The organism is Bradyrhizobium icense, assembly GCF_001693385.1.
GTDB classification, from domain to species: Bacteria; Pseudomonadota; Alphaproteobacteria; order Rhizobiales; family Xanthobacteraceae; genus Bradyrhizobium; species Bradyrhizobium icense.
In genome coordinates, this window is record NZ_CP016428.1 from 6,941,271 (window position 1) to 6,966,355 (window position 25,085).

General features: G+C 63.0%; 24 protein-coding genes and 1 pseudogene. 5 read left to right on the forward strand and 20 right to left on the reverse strand.

The genetic code is table 11. From position 1 onward, the window contains the following. Positions 1-96: 96 nt before the first annotated feature. From LMTR13_RS32110 to LMTR13_RS32135, 6 genes and pseudogenes are all read right to left on the reverse strand, one after another. The gene (locus LMTR13_RS32110; protein ID WP_065731263.1) at positions 97-366 is read right to left on the reverse strand and encodes a hypothetical protein; all 270 of its coding nucleotides are present in this window, start codon (positions 364-366) and stop codon (positions 97-99) included. Further along, positions 363-1,310 carry a DUF2778 domain-containing protein gene (locus LMTR13_RS32115; RefSeq protein WP_236843207.1) on the reverse strand — a complete coding sequence of 316 codons (948 nt, stop codon included), beginning with the start codon at positions 1,308-1,310 and terminating at the stop codon, positions 363-365. Before LMTR13_RS32115 ends, LMTR13_RS32110 begins: the two co-directional genes overlap by 4 nt. A gap of 242 nt (positions 1,311-1,552) precedes the next feature. Further along, positions 1,553-1,978, reverse strand: a complete 426-nt coding sequence (locus LMTR13_RS32120) for a DOPA 4,5-dioxygenase family protein (protein WP_065731264.1) — start codon at positions 1,976-1,978, stop codon at positions 1,553-1,555. 77 nt (positions 1,979-2,055) lie between these two features. Next, entirely contained in the window at positions 2,056-2,286 is a 231-nt protein-coding gene (locus tag LMTR13_RS32125) for a ferredoxin (protein ID WP_065731265.1), read from the reverse strand. 4 nt (positions 2,287-2,290) lie between these two features. Next, entirely contained in the window at positions 2,291-2,758 is a 468-nt protein-coding gene (locus LMTR13_RS32130) for an SRPBCC family protein (protein ID WP_065731266.1), read from the reverse strand. A gap of 52 nt (positions 2,759-2,810) precedes the next feature. Next, a pseudogene (locus tag LMTR13_RS32135) lies at positions 2,811-4,012 on the reverse strand (cytochrome P450). Positions 4,013-4,118: 106 nt separating this feature from the next. Between LMTR13_RS32135 and LMTR13_RS32140 the strand changes: the two are divergent. Further along, complete coding sequence (locus LMTR13_RS32140; RefSeq protein ID WP_065731267.1) at positions 4,119-4,805, forward strand: GntR family transcriptional regulator; 687 nt, start codon at positions 4,119-4,121, stop codon at positions 4,803-4,805. 10 nt (positions 4,806-4,815) lie between these two features. On the opposite strand, the gene LMTR13_RS32145 is transcribed toward LMTR13_RS32140, so the two are convergent. From LMTR13_RS32145 to LMTR13_RS32160, 4 genes are all read right to left on the reverse strand, one after another. Further along, complete coding sequence (locus tag LMTR13_RS32145; protein WP_065731268.1) at positions 4,816-5,376, reverse strand: carboxymuconolactone decarboxylase family protein; 561 nt, start codon at positions 5,374-5,376, stop codon at positions 4,816-4,818. A 95-nt stretch (positions 5,377-5,471) separates the two neighbouring features. After that, positions 5,472-6,005, reverse strand: a complete 534-nt coding sequence (locus LMTR13_RS32150) for a VOC family protein (RefSeq protein WP_065731269.1) — start codon at positions 6,003-6,005, stop codon at positions 5,472-5,474. Between the two features lie 286 nt (positions 6,006-6,291). After that, a complete protein-coding gene (locus tag LMTR13_RS32155; RefSeq protein WP_065731270.1) occupies positions 6,292-7,512 on the reverse strand; it encodes a cytochrome P450 in 1,221 nt (406 codons plus the stop codon). 64 nt (positions 7,513-7,576) lie between these two features. Beyond that, the gene (locus tag LMTR13_RS32160; protein WP_065731271.1) at positions 7,577-7,786 is read right to left on the reverse strand and encodes a ferredoxin; all 210 of its coding nucleotides are present in this window, start codon (positions 7,784-7,786) and stop codon (positions 7,577-7,579) included. Between the two features lie 154 nt (positions 7,787-7,940). On the opposite strand from LMTR13_RS32160, the gene LMTR13_RS32165 reads away from it, so the two are divergent. Beyond that, positions 7,941-8,579, forward strand: coding sequence for a TetR/AcrR family transcriptional regulator (locus LMTR13_RS32165; RefSeq protein WP_065731272.1), 639 nt, complete (start codon positions 7,941-7,943; stop codon positions 8,577-8,579). An 89-nt stretch (positions 8,580-8,668) separates the two neighbouring features. Here the strand turns inward: LMTR13_RS32165 and LMTR13_RS32170 are convergent, their stop codons facing one another. Further along, entirely contained in the window at positions 8,669-9,043 is a 375-nt protein-coding gene (locus LMTR13_RS32170; protein WP_083219524.1) for a hypothetical protein, read from the reverse strand. 248 nt (positions 9,044-9,291) lie between these two features. Here LMTR13_RS32170 and LMTR13_RS32175 point away from each other — a divergent pair, with 248 nt between their 5' ends. Then, complete coding sequence (locus tag LMTR13_RS32175; RefSeq protein WP_236843208.1) at positions 9,292-10,230, forward strand: hypothetical protein; 939 nt, start codon at positions 9,292-9,294, stop codon at positions 10,228-10,230. Positions 10,231-10,309: 79 nt separating this feature from the next. Here the strand turns inward: LMTR13_RS32175 and LMTR13_RS32180 are convergent, their stop codons facing one another. Genes LMTR13_RS32180 through nirB form a run of 3 tightly spaced genes read right to left on the reverse strand, consistent with a single transcriptional unit; the run spans position 10,310 to position 15,770 of the window. Further along, the gene (locus tag LMTR13_RS32180) at positions 10,310-12,967 is read right to left on the reverse strand and encodes a nitrate reductase (RefSeq protein WP_065731274.1); all 2,658 of its coding nucleotides are present in this window, start codon (positions 12,965-12,967) and stop codon (positions 10,310-10,312) included. 11 nt (positions 12,968-12,978) lie between these two features. Continuing rightward, a complete protein-coding gene (nirD, locus tag LMTR13_RS32185; protein ID WP_028349497.1) occupies positions 12,979-13,314 on the reverse strand; it encodes a nitrite reductase small subunit NirD in 336 nt (111 codons plus the stop codon). Beyond that, a complete protein-coding gene (gene nirB / locus LMTR13_RS32190) occupies positions 13,311-15,770 on the reverse strand; it encodes a nitrite reductase large subunit NirB (protein WP_065731275.1) in 2,460 nt (819 codons plus the stop codon). The genes nirD and nirB overlap by 4 nt, the downstream gene beginning before the upstream one ends. Before the next feature lie 650 nt (positions 15,771-16,420). On the opposite strand from nirB, the gene LMTR13_RS32195 reads away from it, so the two are divergent. Next, positions 16,421-17,680 (forward strand): MFS transporter, encoded by a 1,260-nt coding sequence (locus tag LMTR13_RS32195; protein WP_065731276.1) that lies wholly within the window; start codon positions 16,421-16,423, stop codon positions 17,678-17,680. Between the two features lie 33 nt (positions 17,681-17,713). Continuing rightward, entirely contained in the window at positions 17,714-19,426 is a 1,713-nt protein-coding gene (locus tag LMTR13_RS32200; RefSeq protein ID WP_065731277.1) for a bifunctional protein-serine/threonine kinase/phosphatase, read from the forward strand. Positions 19,427-19,493: 67 nt separating this feature from the next. Here the strand turns inward: LMTR13_RS32200 and LMTR13_RS32205 are convergent, their stop codons facing one another. The 6 genes from LMTR13_RS32205 to LMTR13_RS32230 all read right to left on the reverse strand — a co-directional run bounded on the left by LMTR13_RS32205 (position 19,494) and on the right by LMTR13_RS32230 (position 25,083). Then, on the reverse strand, positions 19,494-20,930 hold the full coding sequence (locus LMTR13_RS32205) for an NAD-dependent succinate-semialdehyde dehydrogenase (RefSeq protein WP_065731278.1): 1,437 nt from the start codon (positions 20,928-20,930) through the stop codon (positions 19,494-19,496). Positions 20,931-21,025: 95 nt separating this feature from the next. Beyond that, entirely contained in the window at positions 21,026-21,685 is a 660-nt protein-coding gene (locus LMTR13_RS32210; RefSeq protein WP_065731279.1) for an ATP-binding cassette domain-containing protein, read from the reverse strand. After that, on the reverse strand, positions 21,685-22,386 hold the full coding sequence (locus LMTR13_RS32215) for an ABC transporter ATP-binding protein (RefSeq protein WP_065731280.1): 702 nt from the start codon (positions 22,384-22,386) through the stop codon (positions 21,685-21,687). Before LMTR13_RS32215 ends, LMTR13_RS32210 begins: the two co-directional genes overlap by 1 nt. Further along, entirely contained in the window at positions 22,383-23,126 is a 744-nt protein-coding gene (locus LMTR13_RS32220; protein ID WP_065731281.1) for an ABC transporter ATP-binding protein, read from the reverse strand. The genes LMTR13_RS32215 and LMTR13_RS32220 overlap by 4 nt, the downstream gene beginning before the upstream one ends. After that, the gene (locus LMTR13_RS32225) at positions 23,117-24,160 is read right to left on the reverse strand and encodes a branched-chain amino acid ABC transporter permease (protein WP_065731282.1); all 1,044 of its coding nucleotides are present in this window, start codon (positions 24,158-24,160) and stop codon (positions 23,117-23,119) included. Before LMTR13_RS32225 ends, LMTR13_RS32220 begins: the two co-directional genes overlap by 10 nt. A 2-nt stretch (positions 24,161-24,162) precedes the next feature. Continuing rightward, the gene (locus tag LMTR13_RS32230; protein ID WP_065731283.1) at positions 24,163-25,083 is read right to left on the reverse strand and encodes a branched-chain amino acid ABC transporter permease; all 921 of its coding nucleotides are present in this window, start codon (positions 25,081-25,083) and stop codon (positions 24,163-24,165) included. Positions 25,084-25,085: the final 2 nt, after the last annotated feature.

A 25,085-nucleotide genomic window follows, 5' to 3' on the forward strand; every position in this document is an offset into this window, starting at 1 on the left:
GGGACATATTTTCTCAAGCGTCCATGATGCATAGCCGCGGGAAGGCTCCACCGACAAGCCGGGCAGACCAACGCGTCACGGGCAGCCTGGCGGGCCTCACAACAGTTTCGCGCGGACGAACAATGCACGTAGCGCGTCGGTCGCCTGTACGGTCAGCATCGCGTTATCAGCGGCGCCCTGCAGTGCTTGCACCGCATGGGCATGCAGCGCGCGGAATTCGATCCATTCGATCGAGGAGAGAGTGGTGATGAAGCGATAGGCCTGGCCGACGGTCGCGATCGACTCCGTCTTGCCGTTCAGGCTGATCTTGAAGATGGCCCGCAACGGCGTGTCGGAATCGGCGGCATCGCCCGCAACTGCGGTCATGACGGAGATGGCGAACGCCGCGACGCGGTGAGGCCTTCGCGCAGACTCGGCACGACGACAAGCCGCTTGACCTCGCCGTTCCGGTAAGCCTGCAGGAACCTGTCGTAATCCTTGATCGAGACGCAGCCGTTGGAATCGCCGTTGGGCCCGAGCAGGTAACTGTGCACGAGCAGGCCCGTTCGCCCGTGCATTTCGTTCTCGCCAATCGGCGTCATGCGCAGCGCCGCGACACCGTGAAACAGTTTTTCGCGCGGCTTCAAATCGTAGACGTTGGGCGGCGTCGCGCCGACCATGCGCTGGTCGACATGCGCCGGATTGTCCATCAGGCTGCCCAGGCCCGAGTGTGCCTCGAGTTTGGTGCCGCTCGGCAGGTAAACGGCGCGGGCCGAAATGTCGTAGACAGCGGTCTGACTGTCATAGCCCAGCGCCGCCAGATCCTTGCGCTCGCTGAGCAGCCCATCCGCCGGCGTCAGCGACGCCAGCGAGAAGCGCATCGGCACCAGATCGGCGAGCTTCTCGAACATGGTGCGGTTGTCGGACGAGGCCGGTGGCGGATCGTTTCTCGTCGACTGAAGGTTGGCCAGGACCGGCCGGGACCTCGGGAGCGGGATGGCCGCTTCGACCGTCGGGGCCGGCGGCGGGGGCTGAACGTTCTCCTCGCGCGATTGCTCCTCTCGCGATTGTCCGCCCAACAGGATTTCGATGTACGCGAACTCCGCATCGAAGTCTGCGCGCTGCGGGCGCGCGGCGGCACGCCAGGGGTAGTTGATGGCCAGCGAACGGCGCACCGAGCCCGGGCCGAAGCGCTCGTCGAACGAGGATGTGCTGCCGACATTCGCGGAAGCGGGCTTGACTAGGCCGACCACGTCGAAATCGGTCACCCAGGCGGCCAACCCCAGCGCCATGGCGAGCGCCGCCGTGCCGAATGCCGTCTCACGGAGCAATCGGCTACCGCGACTTGACGCAAGCCCGGCTGTGCTGGTCTTCGCTCTATCCATCCGTCCCCGGCTCGGCGCTTCGGAATCGAATGATTCCTAAGGGATTCACCGAATAATTCCCACCATAATGCAAACCAAAGTAAGGCATAATCGAGACAGGCGCTCCCGGCCATCATGACCGGCCAAATCCGCAGGTTCAAGCCTTGGGTTGGCAAGCCGGACGGGGCTTCCGACCGGCGGAGCCGCGCTCAAGGCCGGAGAATTGGACTGGTATTCGGCGCGGGCGCCTCCTCCATCTCGGCGTGCTCCGGCAGCTTATCGCCATGTACGGCCAGCGCCGGCCCGATCCAGACTGGATCGGCCAGATGATCCCGGCGCGGGTTGGTCGTATTCGGATGGACCAGAACGCTCAATTTGCCATGGTTGAGCATCAGCCAGGGCACCAGTTCGGGGAACACCTCGCGGGCGAAGGCGACCTGGTACATGGCCTGATCGTGCGGCCCGATCTTGACGTCGTGCCACCGTCCGAGCGTGACCAAAAAGCGCTCCCCGATCCAGGTACGCAACTGCTCGGCCTCGGCCCGCGTGGTCGCTGGGTCGTAGTAGATGTGGGCGTGATAGCTGGCGATTTCGCCTAATGGTCGCGGACCGCTCGAACCGGGCTCACCTGTCATTGTTTTCGCTCCACGCCATCGTTGCGCTTGAACCGTCGATGATCGCTGCAACAGGCGGAGCGGTCAATGCGCAGCTATCAGTCCGGAGCCTTCGCCTGTTCGACGATCTCGACCGCCAGTTCGGGACAATTGGCTCTCGCAATCCATGCCTGGTCTTCGAGCGAGGGTGGAATTTGGCCGGAGCCGCGGACGCGTGCGTTGCCGAATTCGTCCAGCTCGAACAATTCAGTCGCCAGGGCATGGCAGCGCGCATGGCCCTGACACTTTTCCGGATCGATTTTCACGATGAGAACGCGGTTTTCGCTCATGCGGTTATGCCCGGCCGGTTTCGAACAGCGCAAGGAAACGCTTCTCGACGTTGCATTTGATGTTTTGAAGTCCGATCGCCGCCTCTTCATCCATCCGGGCGATCTGCGCAGGGCTTGGCGCCGACGGCCGGTCGGGGTTGCATAACGTCCGCGTATATTTCGTGCCGGTTGCGGTCGCCTCAAAAATGTAGCGGATGACGATCTTGCCGATGAAATCGGTATCGGCTTCAACGGTCCAGGCCCTGGACGGATCGCTTTCGGTCACGACCCACGCCAGATTCACCTCGCCGCGCTTGATGTGCCACTTCTCGCGAAAGGTCTCGCCGCGCAGCAGGGGGCGGTTTTCGCCGTCGATGTGATGGGAGGCGGCGAGCCACTCCGGCCAGGAATTCGGATTGCAGACATAGTCATAGACCGCCGAGGGCGGAGTCTCGATCATGATATCGTGGCTTCGTTCAAACGATACGCCCATGGCTGGTCCTTCTCTCAAGTTCTTACTGTATACAAACCGACGAACGTTCGGCTCATCCGATCCTAATCGGCAGATTGCGCGGGCCTCGAACCGTACCTTGCGACCAGGTGGTGGGCTTCGAAATATCGAGGCTGAAGACAGGAATGCGTTTCAGCCATTCCTGCAACGCCACCACCATTTCCATCCGCGCGAGATTCGAGCCGATGCAGCGGTGAATTCCGAGACCGAAGGCGGCATGCGGATTGTGCTTGCGATCGATCACGACCTTGTCCGCATCGGGAAATTTTCCGGGATCGCGATTGGCGGCGGGAAACGACAGCAGCACCATCTGTCCTTCCCGCAGTTGACAGCCGCCGACATCTGTCGTTTTCGCGATCTCCCGTGCCATCGTCACCGGCGCATAGGCACGCAACAGTTCTTCCACCGCGGTTGGAATCAATTCCGGGTCCGCCACGAGCCTTGCCCGATCCTGCTCGTGCGTCGCCAAATGCCACAGCGATGATCCGATCGCGCTCCAGGTGGTATCGATGCCGGCCACCAGCAGCAGGCGTAATGCACCAAGAACCTGGCGGTCCGAGAATGGTTTGCCATCGGGCGAACGCGCTGCGATCAGGAAGCTGACGAGATCCTCGCCCGGATCTTCGCGGCGCGCCTTGATTTGCACCTCGAAATAGGCGGCGATCGCCTCCTCCGCCTGCCGAAGCGCCGCTTCGTCGGTGACGCCGGTCTGCAGCGCCATCGTGATCCATTCGCGAAACTGATCGCCGTGCTCGGCCGGAATCCCGAGCATGTGACTGATGATCAGCACGGGAATGTTCTGGGCGTAGTCGACCGCACCGTCGCATATGCCATTGGCGACGAAGCGGTCGATCAGCTCATTGCAAACTGCCCGCGCCTTTGCTTCGAGCTTCGCGACGGCCTGCGGCGTGAAGGGCGGGATCAGGACCATCCGCATCGGGCGGTGGTCAGGCGGATCCGACGTGATCGGCGGCGAATTCACCCGGTAGTCGCTTTCGCGGACCACCACGCGGCGCGACGAAAATTTTCGTAATCGTAGGCGATGTCGCGGATGTCCTGATAGCGCGTCGGGAAGTAGACCCCCCTATAGCGGTCCGTATGGGCGATCGGACATCGCTGCCGCAGACCGTCCCAGATCCCATAGGGGTCGGTGGTCCAGGCCGGATCGAGATGATCCCAATCCGTGGCCCAGTCAGAAACCGGAGGACGTGCGGTCATTCTCGCTCCCGGATACATTGCCCGCCATGCCTACCCGACTCATTCGGACGGCACGGCATCTGATATATCAGATAATATATCAGATGCACTTCGTCAACCGTGATTCGAGCCGGAACCAGACGCCTTGTCCAAAGCCTCAAGGAAACCCAAAGCGCGCAAACAGCAGCCGGCGGAAGCCGAAAGCCTGACGGATCGGGCCTATAACCTGCTCGAAGAGATGATCGCCACGCTGCAATTGGCGCCGGGCACGCCGGTGTCGGAGGCCGAGCTTTCAGCCCAGCTTGGAATCGGCCGCACTCCCGTGCGGGAAGCCATGCAGCGGCTGGCGCGGGAACGGCTTCTGCTGGTCCTGCCCCGCCGCGGCTGCATCGTCACGCCGATCAGGCCCGAGGAAGAGGTGATGCTGATCGAAACGCGCCGCGCGATCGAGACGTTGGTGATAAAGACGGCGGCCGTGCGGGCCAGCGAATCCGAACGCAGGCGGTTTGGCGAGATCGCCGCCCGAATGAAGACTGCGCTGCGCACGCATGACTTCGACGCCTTCGCTCGGCTCGATGCAGAATTCAATCGCCTTTGCGTTGCCGCTTGCCGGAACGAACTTGCGGGTTCGATGATGCAGGTGATCGCTCCGCTCAATCGCCGCTTCTGGTTTACCCATCACGGTCGAACGTTGTCGCAGGAAGGCGTGGAGGCGCACATCGACATCGCGCTAGCGCTGTCGCGCGGTGATGCCACGGCTGCGCTGGCTGGAACCGAGCGGCTGCTGCGCTATGTCGAGAGCCGCGTCGGTCAATCCACCGTGACCGCCTGAAAGGACCTTCTCAACCCGATCGCTTCTGGCCGCCTTCGAAGACGGTCATCCCAGCGGCAGGATCGAGGTCAACTCCGGTCGCTTCCGTCAGCCGCGCCATTGTCATGTAGAAGCCGATCGCGAGTATCGATTCGACGATCTCCTGCTCGCTGAAATGCTTGCGCATGGCGGCAAAAACAGGTTCGGCAACGCGCACGTTCTCGATCACTTCGCGGCCGAAACCCAGCAGCGCCGTTTCGGCGGCATTGAAGGCGGCGTCCTCGTATTTGCCCTGTTCGATGCAGTCGATCTGCCGCTGGGTAACTCCGACGCCGAGCGCGATCGGAACATGCTGCCGCCACTCATATTCGCCGTGCTCCCATTGTGCGACCTGGAGGATCAGCAATTCGCGATTGACGTGGCTGAGCTTCTGGCGGTGCAGGATCGAATTGGCGAACCGCATCGCCGGAATGAAATTGGCCTCCGCATGCGCCATCATCCGGAAGATGTTCAGCACGACCGGCATCCTGTCGAAGGACGCGCGTATGTCGCCACTGGTGGCCGCTGGGTCGATCAGGGGAAGTCTTGCCATCCGCTTTTCCTTACGTTCCTGTTCTTGTTGCCCCGTGCGGACGCCTCCGCGCTCTGGTCCTAAACTTACCTCACAGTTGCCGGATCGCGGATCGCTCAGCGGCCGCCGACTTCGCGGATCGGATCGGAGCCGTCCCAATCTTTCGCAACCCGGCGGATGTGCTCGAAAAAACTTCCCTTGCTGCCGCTGATGTCGGAAATCTCTACCACCGTGCCGGGATGGGCTTGCGTATCGAAATAGGCGAAGCGGCCCTGCTCGCCGCCGATCTGGCCCTCGTGTCCCACTTTATAGCCAAGCGACAATGCGCGGTCGTAGAGAGCCTGGTAGTCCCGGGTCCAGTACGACATGTGCTGCAATCCTTCGCGCCCGGAGTCGAGAAACTCCTTGTACATCGAGGGCGCATTGTTGCGCTGCTGGATCAGTTCGATCTGGAGATCGCCGGAATTGGCGAGCGCCACGCTCATCTCCATGGCGGAGTCCTGTCCGCGATGGCGGAAGTAGTCGGTCTTGACCTTCTCGATATAATACCAGGGCCCGACGCCCATCACATTGACCCAGTGATCCATGGCGGCACGGATGTCCCGTACCACGTATCCATTTTGGCAAACCGCGCCAAAGATACGGCTCATAACGATCTCCCGTCTGCTGCCGGCGGTATCTCTTCGCCTCTTGTTTCTTATAAATCCCACCGTTCAGCGACGCGAAGATCGAGGTCAAGTGGCAGCAGCGCATTAGATCGAAGAGCCGCCGCGTCGGAACTCCACTCCCTCTCCCGCTTGCGGGGGAGGGCTGGGGTGGGGGCGTCGCCGCGAGTCACGCTGTTCGTATGGAGAGAGCCCCCACCCGGATCGCATCTGACGATGCGATCCGACCTCCCCCGCAAGCGGGGGAGGTCGGGCCACGCCGGTGTTGCAATCAGTTCGCCTTCCCGAACAGCAGCGGCAATTGGCGCGGGCCGCGAACGGTGCCTTCCGACCAGGTGACCTTGCCGGCCGGATCGAGCCTGAAATCCGGAATCCGCTTCAGCCATTCCTCGATCGCAACCGTCATTTCCATGCGCGCGAGGTTGGAGCCGACGCAGCGGTGAATACCGAGGCCAAATGCAGCATGGCGATTTTCCTTGCGGTCGATCACCACCTTGTCGGCATCGGGGAACATGGCGGGATCGCGGTTGGCGGCCGGAAACGACAGCAGCACCATGTTGCCGGGCTTGACCGGGCAGCCGCTGATCGTGGTCTCCTTCATCACCTCGCGCGCCATCGTCACCGGCGAATAGGCGCGCAGCAACTCTTCGACGGCGAGCGGCATCAATTCCGGCTCCTTGACGAGGCGTTCGCGGTCCGCCGGTGTCTTGGCCAGATGCCACAGCGAAGATCCGATCGCGCTCCAGGTGGTGTCGATGCCGGCGATCAATAGCAGCCGCAGCGAGCCCAGCACATGTTCGTCCGCCAACGGATTTCCATCCCTGTCTTTCGCCTTCATCAACGTCGAGATCAGATCGTCGGTCGGATTGCTCTTGCGCTGCTCGAGATGGCCGGCGAAATAGCCGGTCATCTCCCTCACCGCCTCCATCAGCGCATTGTCGTCCTTGATGCCGAGCTCGAGGATGCCGTGAATCCATTTGATGAAGAGATCGCCGTCCTTCTCGGGAATCCCAAGCATGTGCGCGATCGCACGCACCGGAACGTGCTTGGTGTAGCGCGCGGCGGCGTCGCATTTGCCGTCGGCAATGAACTCGTCGATCAGCTCATTGCAAATCGCGCGTACACGCGGCTCGAGCTTCTTCATCGCGTCCGGGGTGAACGGCGGGAGCAGAATTTGCTTGGCCGGCTTGTGCTCGGGCGGATCGGAGGTGATCGGTGGCGCGCGGGCCGTGATCTCCGGGCGAACGTCGCGCACGATCACGCGGCGGGAAGAGAAGTGCTCGGTGTCGTAGGCGATTTCCTTCACCGCCTGGTAGGTGGTCGGCATGTAGCAGCCGAGAAAGCGCTCGGTGTGAACGACGGCCGAAGCCGCGCGCAGCTTTTCCCAGATCGGAAACGGGTTCTCCGTCCATGTCGGATCGGTGTGGTCGAAATCGTTGACCCAGTCGGTGACCGGCGGATGTTCGGGCATGATGCTGGCGGAATCGGACATCGGAGCAAATCCTCTGTTTGGTTCGTTCAGATCCAGGTGGAATCAAATCGGTATTGGGACCGGGCTATTCCTCGGTCACCTCGATCGCGATCTCGGGACAGTTGCTCTGAGCAAGCCAGGCCTTGTCTTCCAGACCCGCAGGCACGGAGCCGTCGCCGACTTCGTGCGCGTTGCCGAATTCGTCGAGCTCGAACAGTTCCGGTGCCAGTGATTTGCAGCGTGCGTGGCCCTGACATTTGTCCTGGTCGACGCGGATCTTCAGCTTTCCGGCCATCGCAGCGTTTCCCCTCTTTGTGGCGCGCATTGTCTCGCGCTGCCTTTCCGTCGGCGCAGCGGCACAGACCCGCCAGAGCACCGCGAAGTTATATCATATTACATTCGCGCCGCCGTTGTGCTGTCAAGTCAAAAGTTATAGAGCATGATGCTGAATGCCGCCTCGACCTGCACGCAAAGCGCTGAATGCCTATCACCACGGGGATCTTCGTGATGCCCTGGTCCAGGCCGCGTTGCATGAAGTGGAACTGGGTGGTCCCGAAGCGATCAGTATCAGCGCGCTGGCCAAGAAGCTCGGCGTCTCGCAGCCGGCGCCCTACAAGCATTTTGCCGATCGCGAGACGCTGCTGACGGCTGTCACCGCCGAAGCGTTCCGCCAGTTCAGCGCCATGATGCGTGCGGCGATTGAAAAGCCGTCGAAACAGTCGAAGCTGTCACGCTTCGCGCAGCTCACGCTCGATTTCGGCCTGCGCCGCAACGGCATCTATCGCCTGATGTTCGCGTCGCGAACCATGGCGTGCGCGCCAAAAGGCAGCGAACTGCACAGCGCGGCAATGGAGACGTTCGAGCTCCTGGTGGAAGCGCTTGAAGCGCCTGCCGTCGGGCTCTTGCGCGAGCGTAGCGCCTTGAAGATTTGGGCCTCGCTACACGGCGTGGTCATGCTCGCCGAACAGGGATTGCTCACCGGCCAGGCTGCGCATGTCAGCCGGGAAGAACTGGTCGAGGACATCGTGGAGGAAACCAAACTCGCGTTGTCCGTTGCAATCGAGAAGGCCAGCAAGATCGGCTGCTGACAGCCAACACTCTGGCAGCCGACGCTGCCGACAACACGGGCTCCATGGCGGCGCCGTTCTCGGCTTGGCCGCCATCGCGGCGCTCTGTCCTAGCGCGGCGCGAACGATTGATTACCGAAAGGCGACGCCGTGGGGACCGTCATCACGATGAAGCTGCGGCCGACCGATTGATGGCAGGAATTACATCCGGCAGTGAGTTCGCCAAACGCCTTGCCGAATGCTGCGCCATTGCGGGCCGTGATCGCACTGTCGAGTGATTTGATGGGTCGATCGACCATCGCGATATTGGGTACGGGTATGTCGGCATACAGCCCGACCGCATCCGTGAGGCCCGCCTTCAACAGCTCCAGTTCGTAAGCCGCCAGCTCCCAGTTTTGCTGCCGAGCCGCGGTCCACAGCTTGACCGCGCTCATGATGGCGGCAAGCCCAGGCGAGATTTTTTGCGATGTCTGGGCGGCGACCATGAAGGGGGACGCGCGTCCGACGGCGATTGCGGCGGCCGCTGCGAGACATTTCGTGCTTTTCGCATTCTTCATTCCTGAGTTGCTGTCTTTTTCCTAAGCCGTTGTCGCCGGAATCCCTTGACCTGGGTCAATTTGTCCAGACCGCGCAAACACGCCACAGTTGCCGCGAGATCGCCCCTCGTCTGGCGGCGGCTTCTTGTATTCTCCGCGGCCAAATGGTCATCTCGGCTGGTCAAGGGCGTCATCGATTGAGCACGAGTCTTACCAATCCCCCTGCACGTGGCCGCCTGCCATTCGGGCCGGCGCGAACTGTCAGACGCGTGGTGCTCGGCGCGCTGGCGTCAATGTGCCTGTCCGGTCTCGCCCTTGGTAATGACGAGGCCGTAGACGACGAGGATGGGGCCACAGCCAAGCCGGCCCTGCCGAATTTCTACCTCGATATGAGAACCAACTACTCGACGCTGCCCGCCGGCGCGCTCTCGATCGGATTCAGTACGCCGCCATTGTTGTCGACATTGGAGAACTTGTCCTCGCTCCGAACCCTCACCTCGCCGTCCAGCCGAAGCCTCTCTGTCGATCTCCCGGTGACGGTCGATGTCAACGATCGGCTCTCGGTCTATGGCGGCGTCAGCGGCGGCTCCTCGCAGACCGGCACCGGTCCCTGGACTGATTTCACGATCTACAGCTTTACCGTCGGATTCCAGGCCGACATCTATCAGCAGAACGGCGGAATGTTTCCGACCATCACCGTTCAATCCAACGCGACACGATCGATTTCGGCCGCGCCGCTCGCCACGACGGCCTACAACACCATTCTCGAGGCGGGCTACGCGCTGAACGCGGACGAGACGCGCGGGCTGCTCGCTGGCGCGCAATACACGAGAGTCCTGGTCGATACCCCGTTCGCCCGCGTGAATCCCGATATCATCGGTTATGTCGGCGGCTATTATCAATGGGACAACAACTGGAAGCTCACTGGCCGCTTCGGCGTGCAATCCTTTGGCGGTGCGCAGCTTCTAAATCTGACGCCGTTTCCTGCATTCACGCAGCCGATCGTCCGGTTCGACCTCGACCGGATGGACGACAACGACAACCGTTTGTTCGGCGTCACCGCGCAGATCGCATGGGCTCCGAAACCGTCCTATCAGCTCACGCTCCGAACCCCGCTTTATGCGATCAGAAATTAGCGACGAAGCCGCAAGAGCCCGGACCATCGTCCGGCAAGGGACTTTTGATTGATCGGAACGCGCCGACCTGTGGGCCGCTTCATGCCGGATGCGGGTCGCGTACGGCCGCGCCACGCAATAGCTTCCCGATCTCCGGCTTGCAGGCGCCGCAATTGGTGCCGGCCTTCAGGCGTCGGCCGACGTCGTCGACGCTAGCCGCCCCTTTATGGATTTCGGCCGAGATCTGGTGCTGGCCAACGCCGAAGCACGAGCAGACGATCGGCCCGATGTCCTGGCCGGCATCCAACGGCTGGCCCGTCAGCAGCGACATCCGCGCATTCGGCGACAATTCCTGCTCCGCGAACAGGCCGGAGAGCCACGACCGCGAAACCAGCCTGTGATCGGGCGCGATGAACACGCAACCTTCCAGCCGGCCGTCGCGAACGGCGGCGTAGCGGAAACGGCCTGCCTTCGGATCGCGATAGGCGATCCATTCGATGTCGTGTCCGACGCGGAGTTGCGCCCGCGCCCAATCGCGCCAGCTCGGCGGCCGCTCGTCGCCGGCGAGCTCCATCCGCCAGCACGTCCCTGAAAGGCCGCCGACCCAATACCCCGCGGCTGGGCGCTCGATCTCCCGGCGGCTGAGGATGAAGGCATGCCATTTCGGCAAGTAAGCGGCCGCCTTGACCGGCGTGTGCTTGGACTCAGGCTGTCCAGAGATCGGATCGGTGGCCGGATTGACCAGCGCGTTGACCCGGCCGTCGCCGGCATACTCGCCGTTCCAGTGCATCGGCACGAACACGCAGCCGCGCCGCTGCTCGGCAGTGACGACGACGCGCGCCACCATCTCGCCCCAAGGGCTGGTCAGCCGCGCGAGCCCGCCATTCTCGACGCCGGCCGCGCGTGCATCGTCGGGATGAAATTCCGCGCAGGGCTCGAAGATGTGCGCCAGCAGCCGCGGCGATTTCCCGGTGCGCGTCATGGTGTGCCATTGATCGCGGATCCGCCCGGTATTGAGCACCAGCGGATAGTCGCGGCTGGTCGCGTTGACGGCAGCACGCGGCGTCACCGGCACGAAACGGGCCTTGCGGTCGGCTGTGAAGAACTCGCGCGTCTCGAACATCCGCGGCGTGCCGGTCGGATATTCGCGCGTCACCGGCCACTGGATCGGGGTGAGCGTATCATAGGCGCGATCGTCCAGCGTGTTCAGGGCGGACAGATCGAAATCGCGCGTCCCGTTGTTCTCGAAACTCGAAAGCCCGGCGTGCTCGCGGAAGATCGCCGCAGCGCTCGGGTAGTCGAACCCCGAAAAACCCATGCGCCGGGCGACGTCGCAGACGGTCCGCCAATCGGCCCTTGCAGCGCCGGGCGCCGGCAGGAACTGTCGTTGCCGGGAAATGCGGCGCTCGGAGTTGGTGACGGTGCCGTCCTTCTCGCCCCAGGTGAGCGCGGGCAGCAACACATGGGCATGGCGCGTGGTGTCGGTATGCCGCATGCAGTCGGAGACGACGACGAGCTCACAAGTCTCGAGCGCGCGGCGTGCGCGGTCGGCATCCGGCAGGCTGACCAGCGGATTGGTCGACATGATCCAGACCGCCTTGATGCGCCGATCGGCGATCGCGTCGAACATGTCGATGGCCTTGAGGCCCTGCTTGTCCGCAATCACAGGCGATTGCCAGAAGCGTTGAACGATGTCGCGGTGCTGCGGGTTCTCGATCTCCATATGGCCGGCAAGCTGGTTGGCCAGCCCGCCGACTTCCCGGCCGCCCATGGCGTTGGGTTGTCCGGTCAGCGAGAACGGCCCCATACCGGGCCGCCCGATCCGTCCGGTCAGCAAATGACAGTTGATGATCGAATTGACCTTGTCGACGCCGCTGCTCGACTGGTTGATCCCTTGCGAATAGAGCGTGACGACCCGCTCGGTTTTGGCAAACCAGTCGAAGAACAACGCCACTGCGCCCTCGGCCAGGCCGCAGACGTCGGCGGTCTGCGCGACCGTCTGGCCGGCGACCTGCCGCAGCGCGGCTTCGGCTCCGGTGGTGCATCCCTCCACGAATGCGCGATCGATAGCGTTGCGCGATGCAAGATGCGCCAGCAACCCGTTGAACAGCACGGAGTCGCTGCCCGAGCGAAGCGGCAGGTGCAGATCGGCGCCGTCGCATGTGGCGGTCCGCCGCGGGTCGATCACGACGATGCGGCACGCCGGGTTGCTGGCCTTGGCGGCCACCATGCGCTGGTAGAGGATCGGATGGCACCACGCGGCATTGGAGCCGACGAGAACCAGGAGATCGGCGGTTTCAAGATCCTCGTAGCAGCCCGGAACGGTATCGCTGCCGAACGCACGCTTGTGGCCCGCCACGCTCGACGCCATGCATAGCCGGGAATTGGTGTCGATGTTGGCGGTGCCGATGAAGCCCTTGGCGAGCTTGTTGATGACGTAATAGTCCTCGGTGAGAATCTGTCCGGAGACATAGAAGGCGATCGAATCGGGTCCGTGCTCGCGGATGATCCTGCCAAATCCGTCCGCGACATGATCGAGCGCCGTATCCCAGTTCGTTTCCTGCCCGTTGACCACAGGGGCGAGCAGCCGCCCTTCGAGGCCGATGGTCTCGGCGAGCGCCGAGCCTTTCGCGCACAGCCGCCCGAAATTGGCGGGATGAAGCGGATCGCCCCGGACCGTCACGGCTCCGGCTGGGCCCGTGTCAGCGACAACGCCGCAGCCGACACCGCAATACGGACAGGTTGTCTTCACTGCCACGGGCGATCACCTCACTCGGCGGGCACAACCGCCGCCGTTTGGACGCTAAGCCAGACCATGCCGTTCTCCACCTTGGTCGGATGCGCGCGCGTGCATCCCTCGTCGGGCGCGACTGCCATGCCGCTCCTGAGCTCGATGACGAAATTGTGCAGCGGACAGGTGACCCGCTTGTTGTGAACAATGCCTTGCGACAACGGACCGCCCTTGTGCGGGCAGCGATCGTCGAGCGCGAACACCTCGTCTTCGCTGGTCCGGAATACCGCAATGTCTCCGGAGGCCGTCCGCACCACGCGCGAGCCGAGAACGGGAATATCGTTCAGCGCCCCGATTTCGATCCATTTGGTCATGCCAGCTCCAGCTCCGCCAGCGGGGTGAATTCGTTGCGATCGACGCCGCGCTGGGCCCGCGCCGCCCAAGGATCGCTCTGCGAGAATTGCTGCGAATAGGCGAAGCGGCTGAACAGCGCCTTGCGGTTGGCGACATCGTCGACCACCTGCTTGCGGATCGCATCGAGACCGACCCGGTCGCACCACTTGTACATGCGCTCCAGATACCAGCCCTGTTCGCGATAGAGCTGCGTCAGCGCAGCGATGATTTCGAGCGTCTCCTCCTCCGTCGCTGCTTTGGTCAGGAATTCGGTTCCCTTGATGTGAAGGCCTGCAGCGCCGGCGAAATGGATCTCGAACCCGGAATCGACGCAGACGACGCCGACGTCCTTGCAGGTCGCTTCCGCGCAATTGCGTGGGCAGCCGGAGACGGCGAGTTTCACCTTGGCGGGCGTCCACGAACCCCACATGAACTTTTCGAGCTTGATACCGAGGCCGGTCGAATCCTGCGTGCCGAAGCGGCACCATTCCGAACCGACACAGGTCTTCACCGTGCGCAATCCCTTGGCATAGGCATGGCCCGACACCATCCCAGCATTATTGAGATCGGCCCAGACCGCGGGCAGGTCCTCCTTCTTCACGCCCAGAAGATCGATGCGCTGTCCGCCGGTCACCTTGACGGTCGGAATCTTGAATTTGTCCGCGACGTCCGCGATGGCGCGCAATTCATCCGGCGTCGTGACGCCGCCCCACATCCGCGGCACCACCGAATACGTTCCGTCCTTCTGAATATTGGCGTGAACGCGCTCGTTGATGTATCGCGACTGCTGATCGTCGCGGTACTCTCCGGGCCAGGTGGCGAGCAGATAATAGTTCAGGGCAGGTCGGCAGGAGTGGCATCCGTTCGGCGTCTTCCAGTCCATGAACTTCATGACATCGGGAATGGTCTTCAATCCGTTCTCGACGATGACGCGGCGCGCGTCGTCATGGCTGTGATCCGTGCAGGCGCACATCGGCTTGACCTTCGGCGCCGCCGAATAGTCGCCGCCGAGCGTGAACGCGAGAACCTGCTCGACCAGGCCGGTACAGGAGCCGCACGACGACGAGGCCTTGGTGTGGGCACGCACGTCGTCGATCGTGAACAGTTTCTTTTCGCTGATCGCCTTGACGATCGTCCCCTTGCAGACGCCGTTACATCCGCAGATTTCCGTATCGTCGCTCATGGCGGCGACCGAGTTCTTGCCGCTATGGCCGCCATCGCCGAGATTGGCGGCGCCAAACACCAGCCGCTCGCGCATCTGCGAAACGTCGGTGCCGTCGCGCAGATGCTGGAAATACCACGGGCCGTCGATGGTATCGCCATAGAGCACGGCGCCAACGATCTTCTTGTCGCGCAGGATGATGCGCTTGTAGACGCCGCGGGAGGCGTCCTGCATGACGATTTCTTCCTTGTCCGCGCCCGGCGCGAAGTCGCCGGCGGAGAACAGGTCGATCCCGGTCACCTTCAGTTTGGTCGAAACCACCGACCCGTCATAGGTGGCGAAGCCTTTCATCGCGAGGTGGTTGGCGCAGACCTTGGCCTGGTCGAACAAGGGAGCCACGAGCCCGTAGGTCTGGCGCCGGTGCTGCACGCATTCGCCGACGGCGTAGATTCGCCCGTCGTAGGTTTGCATGGTGTCGGAGACCACGATGCCGCGCTCGCAATAGAGGCCTGCCTTGCGCGCCAACTCGACATTGGGGCGGATGCCGACCGCCATCACGACCAGATCCGCAGGGATCTCCTCGCCGTCGGCGAAGCGCACCCCGGTTACGCGATCCTCGCCGAGAATAGCCTCCGTTTGCGCGGGCATCTTGAACACCATGCCACGCTCTTCCAGCGACTTGCGCAGCAATCCGCCCGCGACCTGATCGAGCTGACGCTCCATCAGCGTGTCGAGCAGATGCACCACGGTGACGTTCATGCCGCGCTTCATCAAGCCGTTGGCAGCCTCGAGGCCGAGCAAGCCGCCGCCGATCACGACGGCGTTCTTGAAGCTCGTCGAGGCCTGAACCATGTGCTCGACGTCCTGGATATCGCGAAAGCCGATGACGCCCCGGAGATCCTTTCCCGGAAGCGGCAACATGATCGGGTTCGAGCCGGTGGCGATCAGCAGGCGATCATAGGGCACCCGCGCGCCCTCTGTCGTGACGACTTCACAGGTACGCCGATCGATCATCTCGATCATCTCGCCCTTGCGCAGCGTGATCCCGTTGTCCTCGTACCACTGCTCCGTGTTGAGCATGATGTCGTCGACGGTCTTCTCGCCGGCCAGCACGGGCGACAGCAGAATTCGGTTGTAATTGCCGTAAGGCTCGGAGCCGAAGACGGTGATGTCGTAGAGATCGGGCGCACGGTCCAGCAGCAACTCCACCGTGCGGATGCCGGCCATGCCGTTGCCGATCACCACCAGCTTTGGCTTATTTACTTTGTCGAGCATGCTCTGCCTTCTGATCCAGGTTCCGATGGCCCCGCTCGGCGACGCAACTCCGCATCGTCGATCGGCGAGATTAGTGATGATTGAGGAATGCCCATCGGCGGGCAGAGTATCGTCGACTATGACGATCGATATCCCGCGTATTCAAGAGACGTGCCAACGCCGAGGCTCGTAATTTTCCGGGCGCAACACGCGGCTTCAGCGGTGAATCGTTAACTGGCTGCACCTGTGCGTGCATGAATGCCCAAAAAATCATCCACCAGGGCTATCCGTTGTGCACAACCCGAATGCTTCACCATCGCCAAGCGGCAATGTGCCCGCGGAAATGGCACGGCACGGATAAGCGGATTTTCAGGGACGGCTTTCCGTTAAGACTTCGCACAGCATAATAAAACACCACACTGCACGTTCGAGCGGCTGGTTTTGCCATTAAACGGAGCAGCGGCTGTACTCGCGGCAGTTTGGCCGCGCCTGGCAAGGCACTGCAAACACACGCAAAGTGGCGCGCTTGCTTTTCTGGCACACGAATTGCTGACGTTGAGACCTAGAGTGCGTCTCAACGACGAGCCGACTCGCTTCCCAAATTCCGTCTCTTTGTGCCGAGATACCGCGCGGCCCGCACGGTATCACACGCCGCTGTTCGAGGCTGCTCGATGAAGTTTGCTGAATTCAAGAAGGCCGGCCATTGGCCCACGCTGCTCGCCGCCTTTCTCTATTTCGACATAAGCTTCATGGCTTGGGTCGCGCTCGGTCCGTTGATCGTCTACATCGTGCATGACATGAACCTGGCCGTCGACGAGAAGTTCACGCTCGTCGCCATTCCGGTTCTGGCCGGCGCGCTGCTGCGGGTGCCGATGGGCATACTCGCCGATCTGTTCGGCGCCAAGCGGACCGGAATTGTCGCGCAACTCGTCGTCATCGCCGCGACGTCCTGGGTTTGCTATTTCGGACTCCCGAGCAAGCTGTCGGTGGAAATCTTCGGTCTCGCGCTCGGCATCGGTGGTGCCTCGTTCGCGGTAGCGCTGCCGCAGGCGAGCCGTTGGTATCCGCCGCAATATCAGGGCGTGGTGATGGGGATCGCCGGCGCCGGCAATATGGGTGTCGTGCTCGACACGATGTTCGCGCCGACGATTGCCGAGCTTTGGGGCTGGCAAGCCGTGTTCGGCGTGCTGCTCGTTCCGATGGTGCTGATCCTCGCCTACTACGCCTATGCCGCCAAGGATGCGCCCGGAGAGCGCAAACCGATCTCGCTGAGGGCCTATGGCGCATTGCTGCGCGATCCCGACAGCCGCTGGTTCATGTTCTTCTACTTCATCACCTTCGGCGGCTTCGTCGGACTGGCCAACGCGTTGCCGCTGTATTTCACCGTGCAGTATCACGTATCAGGCGTCGCAGCGGGTCTGCTGGTTTCCTTGATCGTTGCTTTCGGTTCGGGTTTCCGCCCGGTCGGCGGCATGATCGCCGACCGCATCGGCGGCATCCGCTCGCTGTCGATGTTCTTTGGCGTCGTCGTGGCGGCGTATCTCGTCATCGCCTTCATGCCGGAGGGGCCGGCGGCGCCAGCAGCTACGGGTTGGGCACTCACCGAGATGCCACGGATCGCCTGGATGTCGGTGCTTTTGTTCTCCATCGGCGTGCTCGCGCTCGGCATGGGTAACGGCGCCGTGTTTCAGCTCATCCCGCTTCGCTTCCGGCAGGAGATCGGCCTGATGACCGGCATGGTCGGTTGCGCCGGCGGCATCGGCGGCTTCTTCCTTGCCAAGGCCCTCGGCGTCGCCAAGGGAATGACCGGCGGATTCGGCGCAGGATTCCTGTTTTTCGGCCTGCTGGCGTTGCTTGGTTTCCTGGGACTTGCCATGGTCAAGGTGCGCTGGCGCACCACATGGGGCGCCGCATCGGGAGCGCGGGTCTGACGGCGCGCGCTGTAAAATTGACAGGTCGCGCGGGTGACAATCGGTTCGCAACGGAATCTCGGGGTTCGCGTCGGCTTCGTCAGCGAGACCGGCAAGCGGTCCGCCAATGAGGATTACGTCGGGACCTGCCTCGGCCGGTCCGGGGTGAGCAACCGCGACATCGTTGCCGCCGTCGCCGACGGTGTCGGCGGACACAAGGGCGGACGCGAAGCCGCCGAGCTCGCAGTTCGCTGCTTCATCGACGCCTATTATTCCCTCCCCGAGACGCTCGGCGTGCGTCGCCGGGCGTCGCGCTCGCTGGAAGCCGCCAATAGCTGGATCTATACGCAAGGCCGCACCGATCCTCGCCTCAGCGGCATGAGTTGCGCTTTCTCGTCGATTATCTTGTCGCGCCGGCTTTGCCACGTCATTCACATCGGTGACACCCGCGCCTATCGCCTGAGCGAGGGGCGGCTGGAACGGCTGACCACGGACCACATCGCCGGACGCGGCGATCTGGCTCACCTGCTCAACCGCGCCATCGGCTTCGAGGATTTTGCCCGCTTCGACTACGCCACCGTCGGGCTGCGTCAACATGACCGGCTTCTGATCTGCAGCGACGGCGTCCACGGCGTGCTGACCGATCACCGCCTGCAGCTATTGTTGAGCGAGCGCACCTCGCCGGAAGAATCCGCCCGCGCGCTGGTCGACGCGGCGCTGGATGCCGGCTCTACCGACAACATGACCGCGCTCGTGCTCGATGTCGTCGACCTGCCACCCGCCGACCGCGACGAGCTCACCCATTCGATCGCGACGCTTCCGATCCTGGATTTGCCCGAGACGGGTGACGTGGTCGACGATTTCGCGCTCGGCGAAGTACTGTCGGATGGCCGCTACAGCCGGCTGTTCAAGGCGATCGACAAGCGGCAGGGCCGTGACGTCGTGCTGAAATTTCCGCATCCGCGCGTCGCCAGTGAGGGCTCCTATCGCCTCGCCTTCGTCCGCGAGGCATGGGTCGCGGCGCGCGTGCGCAGCCTTTGGATCGGAGAGATCATCGAATTGCCTGCCGAACGGCAGACGCGTCTCTATTCGGTGATGCCCCTCTACGAGGGCGAGACACTGGAACAGCGCCTGAATCGTTCGCCGCAACTTTCGCTGGCCGAAGGCATCGGCATCGCAACCAAGCTGGCGCGCGCAGTCGCCACCCTGCATCGCGCCGGGATCATTCACCGCGACATCAAGCCCGACAATGTGATCCTGTTGAAGGCCGGCGGATTGCGGTTGGTCGATCTAGGCGTCGCGCGCGTGCCGTTACTCGAGGATTTCCCGGCCGAGGATATTCCGGGCACGCCGAGCTACATGGCGCCGGAGCTTTTCGGCGGACGGCCCGGCGACGAGTTTTCCGATCTCTATGCACTCGGCGTCACCGTGTACCGGATGTTCACCGCCGCCTATCCCTATGGTGAGATCGAGCCGTTCTCGCGGCCCCGCTTCGGCAAGCCGGCCTACCTCTCGCGCTATCGCCCCGACCTGCCGGCCTGGCTGGACGCGGTAATCGGCAAGGCGCTCAGCGTCGATCGTGCGCAACGCTATGGCGACGTCATCGAATTCTCGCACGAGCTCGAAAACGGCGCGATGTGGGCAAAGCCGGCCGTCACGTCACGGCGCTCGCTTTACGAGCGCGATCCGCTGGTGTTCTGGAAGAGCCTGTCGGCGGGCCTGATCGTGCTCGTCATCCTGCTGGTTGCATGGATAGCAAAAAATTAGCCCGACGCTCCGGTGCAGCGTCGGGCCATATCATGAGCGAGCAAACAGGCTCGTTTCGAAGCCTGGTTCACACCCCGGTCTGGGTGATGAACTTGGTGTTGAAATAGCCCTCCATCGCCTCGGTGCCGCCCTCCGAGCCGTAGCCGGAATCCTTGACGCCGCCGAACGGCACTTCGGGTAGCGCCAGACCAAAGCTGTTGATCGAAACCATGCCGGCCTCGATGGCCGCGCCGATCGCGGTCGCCGTCTTGGTCGAGCTGGTGAAGGCGTAGGACGCGAGACCAAACGGCAAGCGGTTGGCTTCCTCGGCGACCTCGTCGAAGGTCGAGAACCGCGAGATCAACGCCAGCGGGCCGAACGGCTCCTCGTTCATCGCGCGCGCATCCTTCGGCACGTCGCTGACCACCGTCGGCTCGAAGAAATAGCCCTTGTTGCCAACGCGATGGCCGCCGGTCTCGAGCTTGGCGCCCTTGCCCACAGCATCCTGCACCATGCCTTCTATGGCAGTGACGCGGCGCGGATTGGCGAGCGACCCCATCTTCGAGTCGGGATCCAGGCCATTGCCGACCTTCATCGACTTGGCGCCTTCGACGAACTTGTCGACGAACTCACGGAACACGTCGTCCTGCACCAGCATGCGCGTCGGCGAGATGCAAACCTGGCCGGCATTGCGGTATTTCGCCGCCGCCAGAATCTTCGCAGCCGAGGAGACGTCTGCGTCCTTGAACACGATCGCCGGCGCATGGCCGCCCAATTCCATGGTGGCACGCTTCATGTGCAGGCCGGCCAGCGCGGAGAGCTGCTTGCCGACGACGGTCGATCCGGTGAAGGAAATCTTGCGGATCACCGGATGCGGAATGAGATATTCCGAAATCTCCGACGGTACGCCATAGACCAGGTTGATAACGCCGTCAGGCACGCCTGCATCGACGAATGCCTTGATCAGTTGCGCAGGCGATGCCGGGGTTTCCTCGGGCGCCTTGACGATGATCGAACATCCGGCCGCGAGCCCCGCGGAGAGCTTGCGAACCACCTGGTTGATCGGGAAATTCCACGGCGTGAAGGCCGCGACCGGACCGACCGGCTCCTTGACGGCGATCTGGTAGATGCCGGGGCCGCGAGCCGGGATCACCCGGCCATAGGCGCGCTTGGCTTCCTCGGCGAACCACTCGATGACGTCGGCGGCAGCCATGGCCTCCATCTTCGCTTCCGCCAGCGTCTTGCCCTGCTCCATCGTCAACAGCGGCGCGATCTCGTCGTTGCGCTCGCGCATGATTTGAGCCGCCTTGCGCATGATCCTGCAGCGCTCGAACGGTGCCACCGCCCGCCAGACCTTGAAGCCCTTCGCGGCGGCTTCCAGCGCTTCGTCAAGATCGGCACGGTCGGCATGCGCCACGGTACCGATCGTCTCCTCAGTCGCCGGGTTGAGCACGGCGATGGTCCTGCCCGACTGGCTCGGACGCCATTTGCCGTTGATGAAGAGCTGGGTATTTGAATATGCCACGAGACTTTCTCCCTGAGCTTATTAGCCGCCAAATGGCGCGCGGCGGAAAATCAGGCGCCTATATGATGGAAGCCCGATCGAATTGCAAAGCCGATTCAAGAGTGTGCGGCCGCGCGGCCGACGCATAGCGCCTCCGCGGCCCGCGTCAATTCCGGGCCCAGGTAGCTCCGGAACCGGGGCTCGCGGGTGAGTGTCGCAAAATCCGGCTGTCGCGTGACGCCACCGTCCGCGACGAACAGATATTGTTCGGCGATTTCGGCCAGGATTTCCAGGTGCCAGGCCGCAGTCGGATGCAGGCACAACACCACGAGCCGCCCCTCGGCGCGCAGTTTGCGGAAGAAATCGAGCATAAAGCCGATATAGCCGTCCTGCAGGTTGAATTGCGGCTCGTCGAACAGATGCACCATCGGCGTCGGCGTCGGCGACTTTTCGAGGAATATCGATGGCACCAGCTTGCGGAAGCGGCGTACCTGATAGGTCTGGTGATAATGGATCGCGAGGCGGTCGCGTTCGCGGTACTTGACCTTATGGATATCTGTGCCGGCGACGTAAACGCGGCCGGACGATGGCGCGTTCGAGCCAGTCATCATTTCGAACAGCGTCGTCTTGCCAGCCCCGTTCGGGCCGACCACGCCGATAACAGCGGGTTGGTCGATCACGAGATTGGCTTCAAGTGTGAACGTCGGGCGGCGCACCACGCGGCCACGCGTGTAGACCTTGCGGACCTGATCGAGGACGAGCAGCGGCGAGGCCATCAGTGAACTCCAAGCAGGCGTTGGCGCAAGCCGCGGTCGTCACGAAGTGTCGCGGCCTCGCCGCTCCAGGCGATCCGGCCGCGGTCGATAACGGCCGCTTGGTCGGCGACCGACAGCGCGATCTCGGCATTCTGCTCGACCACGAGCGAGGCGACGCCCTCGTTCCGCAGCCTGCGGATGGTCGCAAGCACGTCACCAACGATTTTCGGCGCGAGCCCCTGGCTCGGCTCGTCGAACAGGATCAGTCCGGGCGATCCGACGAGCGCGCGCGCGATCGCCACCATTTGCATCTCGCCGCCCGACAGGTTTTCGCATTCGCGCTCCATGAGGTACTCGAGCGGCGAGAAGATTTCGCACGCCTCCTTGACGGTCCAGTTCCGGAACTTCGTCCGCTTCTGCGCAATGCCGAGATTGCGCGCCACCGAGAGTGTCGGACACAGCCGCCGGTCGTCGGGCACCCAGCCGATCCCGCCGCGCGCGATTTCATGCGTCGGGCTATGCGTGACCTCGCGGCCGTCGAACCTGACGGCGCCTCGGCGCGGACGGGTCAATCCCAGAATCGAGCGCAGCATCGTGGTCTTGCCAGCGCCGTTAGGGCCCAATAGCGCAAATACCTTGCCGCGCTCGACAGATAGCGACGCCCCGAACAGCGCCTGCGTCTCACCGTAAAACGTATCGACCGCCTCTACCTGGAGAATCATGCGAACCTCCCGAGGTTAGAGCGCTTGACCCATTCGTTCTGCTGCAGCTCGTGCGGCTCGCCGCGCGCGACCACTTGGCCCCAATGGATCACGGAAATGCGGTCGGCCAGCGAGAACAGGAATTCCATGTCGTGCTCGATGGCCACGATCGTGAGCTTGCCCTTGAGCCGCCCAACCAGCGTCGCGAGGCGCTGTACGCCGTCCGAGCCAAGCCCGGAGGTTGGCTCGTCCAGGCACAACACGCGGGGTCCCTGCCCCAGCGCGACTGCGATCTCGAGCGCACGGCGGTCGCCATAGCTGAGATCCTTGGCGCGGGTATCGCCCTTGTCGGCGAGGCCAACGGTAACAAGTATCTCGGAAGCCTTCTCGGCAAACAAGCGATCGCCGGCAGCGGCGTGGCGTATATCGAATCCGCGGGCGCGAAAGCCCGGCAGGCCGACCATGACATTCTCGCGCGCGGAAAACTCGTCGAACAGTGTCATGATCTGGAACGAGCGGGCGACGCCTTTGGCTGCAATGCGATGCGAGCTCAACCCCGTCACATCCTCGCCGTCGAACCGGATCGAGCCACGGCTCGGCTTGACGCGGCCGGTGAGCACGTTGAAGAATGTGGTCTTACCGGCGCCGTTCGGCCCCATCAGGCCGTGGAACTCCCCCTCGGGCACTGTCAGGTCGATGCTTTCAAGCACGACGCGGTCGCCGAAGCGAACATGAACGCCGGAAACTTCGATCAGCGCCATCGTCCGCCTCCGAACAAGAGACGCAGCGCAGTGCCGCCTTGCTGCCGCATCGAATTCAGCGACCGGTTCTGCCACGTGGCCATGATGGCTCCGGCAACGCCCTCAGGCCGGAAGAGCACGACCGCGATGAACAGCAGCCCGAAATAAAGCATCCAGGCGTTCGTCATGGCGCCGATCACGTCGCGCGCGATCAGGAACAGAAACACGCCGATGACGGGACCCCAGAAGCTGACGAGGCCGCCGCCGACCAGCGTCATCATCACGACGTAGCCGGACTGATGCAGACTCATTACATCAGGGAACGCCGCAAGCTGCGCCATCGCGAACAGGCCGCCGGCAAATCCTGATATCGCCGCCGACAGCGCGAAGATCGACGCCTTGTAGAGCCACACGTTATAGCCGAGATGCGCAGCGCGGGTTTCGCTCTGCTTGATCGCCGCGATAGCCCGGCCATAGGGCGAATGCACCAGCCGCCACAGCGCGATAACAGCGATTCCAAAGACGATGAGGACAAAATAGTAGAATGCCACATTGCCAGCGAGATCGAACGACGCAAACCCAAAATCGGCGGGCAGCCGCGCGATCTTCAATAGTCCATCCTCTCCTCCCGTGACCTTGTGCGACTTGATCGCGAGCGTCCAGAAAATCTGGCCAAAGGCGATGGTCATGAAGGCATAGTAGATGCCCCGCCGGTGCGAGATGAATAGCGCGACCAGCGCGCCGGCCAAACCCGCGACAGCAAATGCAGCCACAAGGCAGATCCAGAGATTGGCGACGACATTGAACTGGCAGAGGCCGAAAGCATAGGCTCCAATGCCGAAATAGGCGCCGTGGCCGAACGACGGCAGGCCGGCGGTGCCCAGCACGAGATTGAACGCGAGCGCATAGAGCGACCAGATCAGGATCTCGATCCCGAGATAGGGATAGAGGCCGACACGCGCGATCCAGAGCGGCACGGTGGCCAGCACCAGCCACAGCACCAGCATGGTCGGCGTGATGAGCCGCGTGGAATCGGATTGCGGAGCTGGGATCATCTTCAGGCCTCGAGCACGCTTTTCTTGCCCCAGAGCCCGCGCGCCCTGAACGTCACGACCGCCACCAGCAACACGTACATCGATAGCAACGACCACTCGGAGGCGTAGGCGCCGGACAGACCGACGGCGAGCCCGACCAGAAGGCCGGCAACGACCGCGCCCCAGAAACTGCCGACGCCGCCGAGCACGATTACCAGGAATGCCGGAATGACGGCGTCGACGCCCATGTGCGGGCGTATGCCCCAGATCGGCGCCACGATAATGCCGGCGACGGCCGCCAGCATAGTGCCGAACACGAAGACGAGCAGCCGCAGCCGCGTCAGGTTGATGCCGAGCGCGCGCACGATTTCGCTGTCATGCGCACCCGCCTTCACGGTGGCGCCGAACGAGGTCTTTTCAATCAGGAGCCAGACCAGTCCGATGACCGCGGCTGCAATGCCCGCAGCATAGAAGCGGTAGGTCGACCAGATCAGATCGCCGAAGATAAAACCGCCACTGACCGCTTGCGGCACCTGCACCACGTAGTCGCGCGTGCCCCAGGTCAGGCGGATCATCTCCTCGATCACCATGGCGGCGCCAAAGGTCAGCAGCAAACCGTAAAGCGGATCCTTGCCGTAGGTCCGGCGCATGCAGAATTCGATGGCGATCCCGACAAGGCCGACCGCGGCCGGCGCCAGGATCAGCGTCGCGGCGTAGCGCCAGCCGAGCGGCAATGCCAGCCAGGACTGCGCAAGGTCAGCCGGGAGCGGCGGGCGCGGCCCCATCAGTTGCATGGCGAAATAGGCGCCGAGCGCGAACAGCGAGCCGTGCGCGAGATTGATCTGCTCCATGAGGCCTACGATCAGCATGAAGCCGAGCGCGATCAACGCGAACAGGAGGCCGAGCGTGAGGCCGTTGAGGATGTGCGGAAGAAGATCGAACAAGC

What these genes read in the sequence shown, in the direction of transcription:
- LMTR13_RS32110 (WP_065731263.1), bottom strand. Translation starts at nt 366, where the DNA reads ATGACCGCAGTTGCGGGCGATGCCGCCGATTCCGACACGCCGTTGCGG.
- LMTR13_RS32120 (WP_065731264.1), bottom strand. Translation starts at nt 1,978, where the DNA reads ATGACAGGTGAGCCCGGTTCGAGCGGTCCGCGACCATTAGGCGAAATC.
- LMTR13_RS32125 (WP_065731265.1), bottom strand. Translation starts at nt 2,286, where the DNA reads ATGAGCGAAAACCGCGTTCTCATCGTGAAAATCGATCCGGAAAAGTGT.
- LMTR13_RS32130 (WP_065731266.1), bottom strand. Translation starts at nt 2,758, where the DNA reads ATGGGCGTATCGTTTGAACGAAGCCACGATATCATGATCGAGACTCCG.
- LMTR13_RS32145 (WP_065731268.1), bottom strand. Translation starts at nt 5,376, where the DNA reads ATGGCAAGACTTCCCCTGATCGACCCAGCGGCCACCAGTGGCGACATA.
- LMTR13_RS32150 (WP_065731269.1), bottom strand. Translation starts at nt 6,005, where the DNA reads ATGAGCCGTATCTTTGGCGCGGTTTGCCAAAATGGATACGTGGTACGG.
- LMTR13_RS32155 (WP_065731270.1), bottom strand. Translation starts at nt 7,512, where the DNA reads ATGTCCGATTCCGCCAGCATCATGCCCGAACATCCGCCGGTCACCGAC.
- LMTR13_RS32160 (WP_065731271.1), bottom strand. Translation starts at nt 7,786, where the DNA reads ATGGCCGGAAAGCTGAAGATCCGCGTCGACCAGGACAAATGTCAGGGC.
- LMTR13_RS32165 (WP_065731272.1), top strand. Translation starts at nt 7,941, where the DNA reads ATGCCGCCTCGACCTGCACGCAAAGCGCTGAATGCCTATCACCACGGG.
- LMTR13_RS32170 (WP_083219524.1), bottom strand. Translation starts at nt 9,043, where the DNA reads ATGGTCGCCGCCCAGACATCGCAAAAAATCTCGCCTGGGCTTGCCGCC.
- nirD (WP_028349497.1), bottom strand. Translation starts at nt 13,314, where the DNA reads ATGACCAAATGGATCGAAATCGGGGCGCTGAACGATATTCCCGTTCTC.
- nirB (WP_065731275.1), bottom strand. Translation starts at nt 15,770, where the DNA reads ATGCTCGACAAAGTAAATAAGCCAAAGCTGGTGGTGATCGGCAACGGC.
- LMTR13_RS32195 (WP_065731276.1), top strand. Translation starts at nt 16,421, where the DNA reads ATGAAGTTTGCTGAATTCAAGAAGGCCGGCCATTGGCCCACGCTGCTC.
- LMTR13_RS32210 (WP_065731279.1), bottom strand. Translation starts at nt 21,685, where the DNA reads ATGGCCTCGCCGCTGCTCGTCCTCGATCAGGTCCGCAAGGTCTACACG.
- LMTR13_RS32215 (WP_065731280.1), bottom strand. Translation starts at nt 22,386, where the DNA reads ATGATTCTCCAGGTAGAGGCGGTCGATACGTTTTACGGTGAGACGCAG.
- LMTR13_RS32220 (WP_065731281.1), bottom strand. Translation starts at nt 23,126, where the DNA reads ATGGCGCTGATCGAAGTTTCCGGCGTTCATGTTCGCTTCGGCGACCGC.
- LMTR13_RS32225 (WP_065731282.1), bottom strand. Translation starts at nt 24,160, where the DNA reads ATGATCCCAGCTCCGCAATCCGATTCCACGCGGCTCATCACGCCGACC.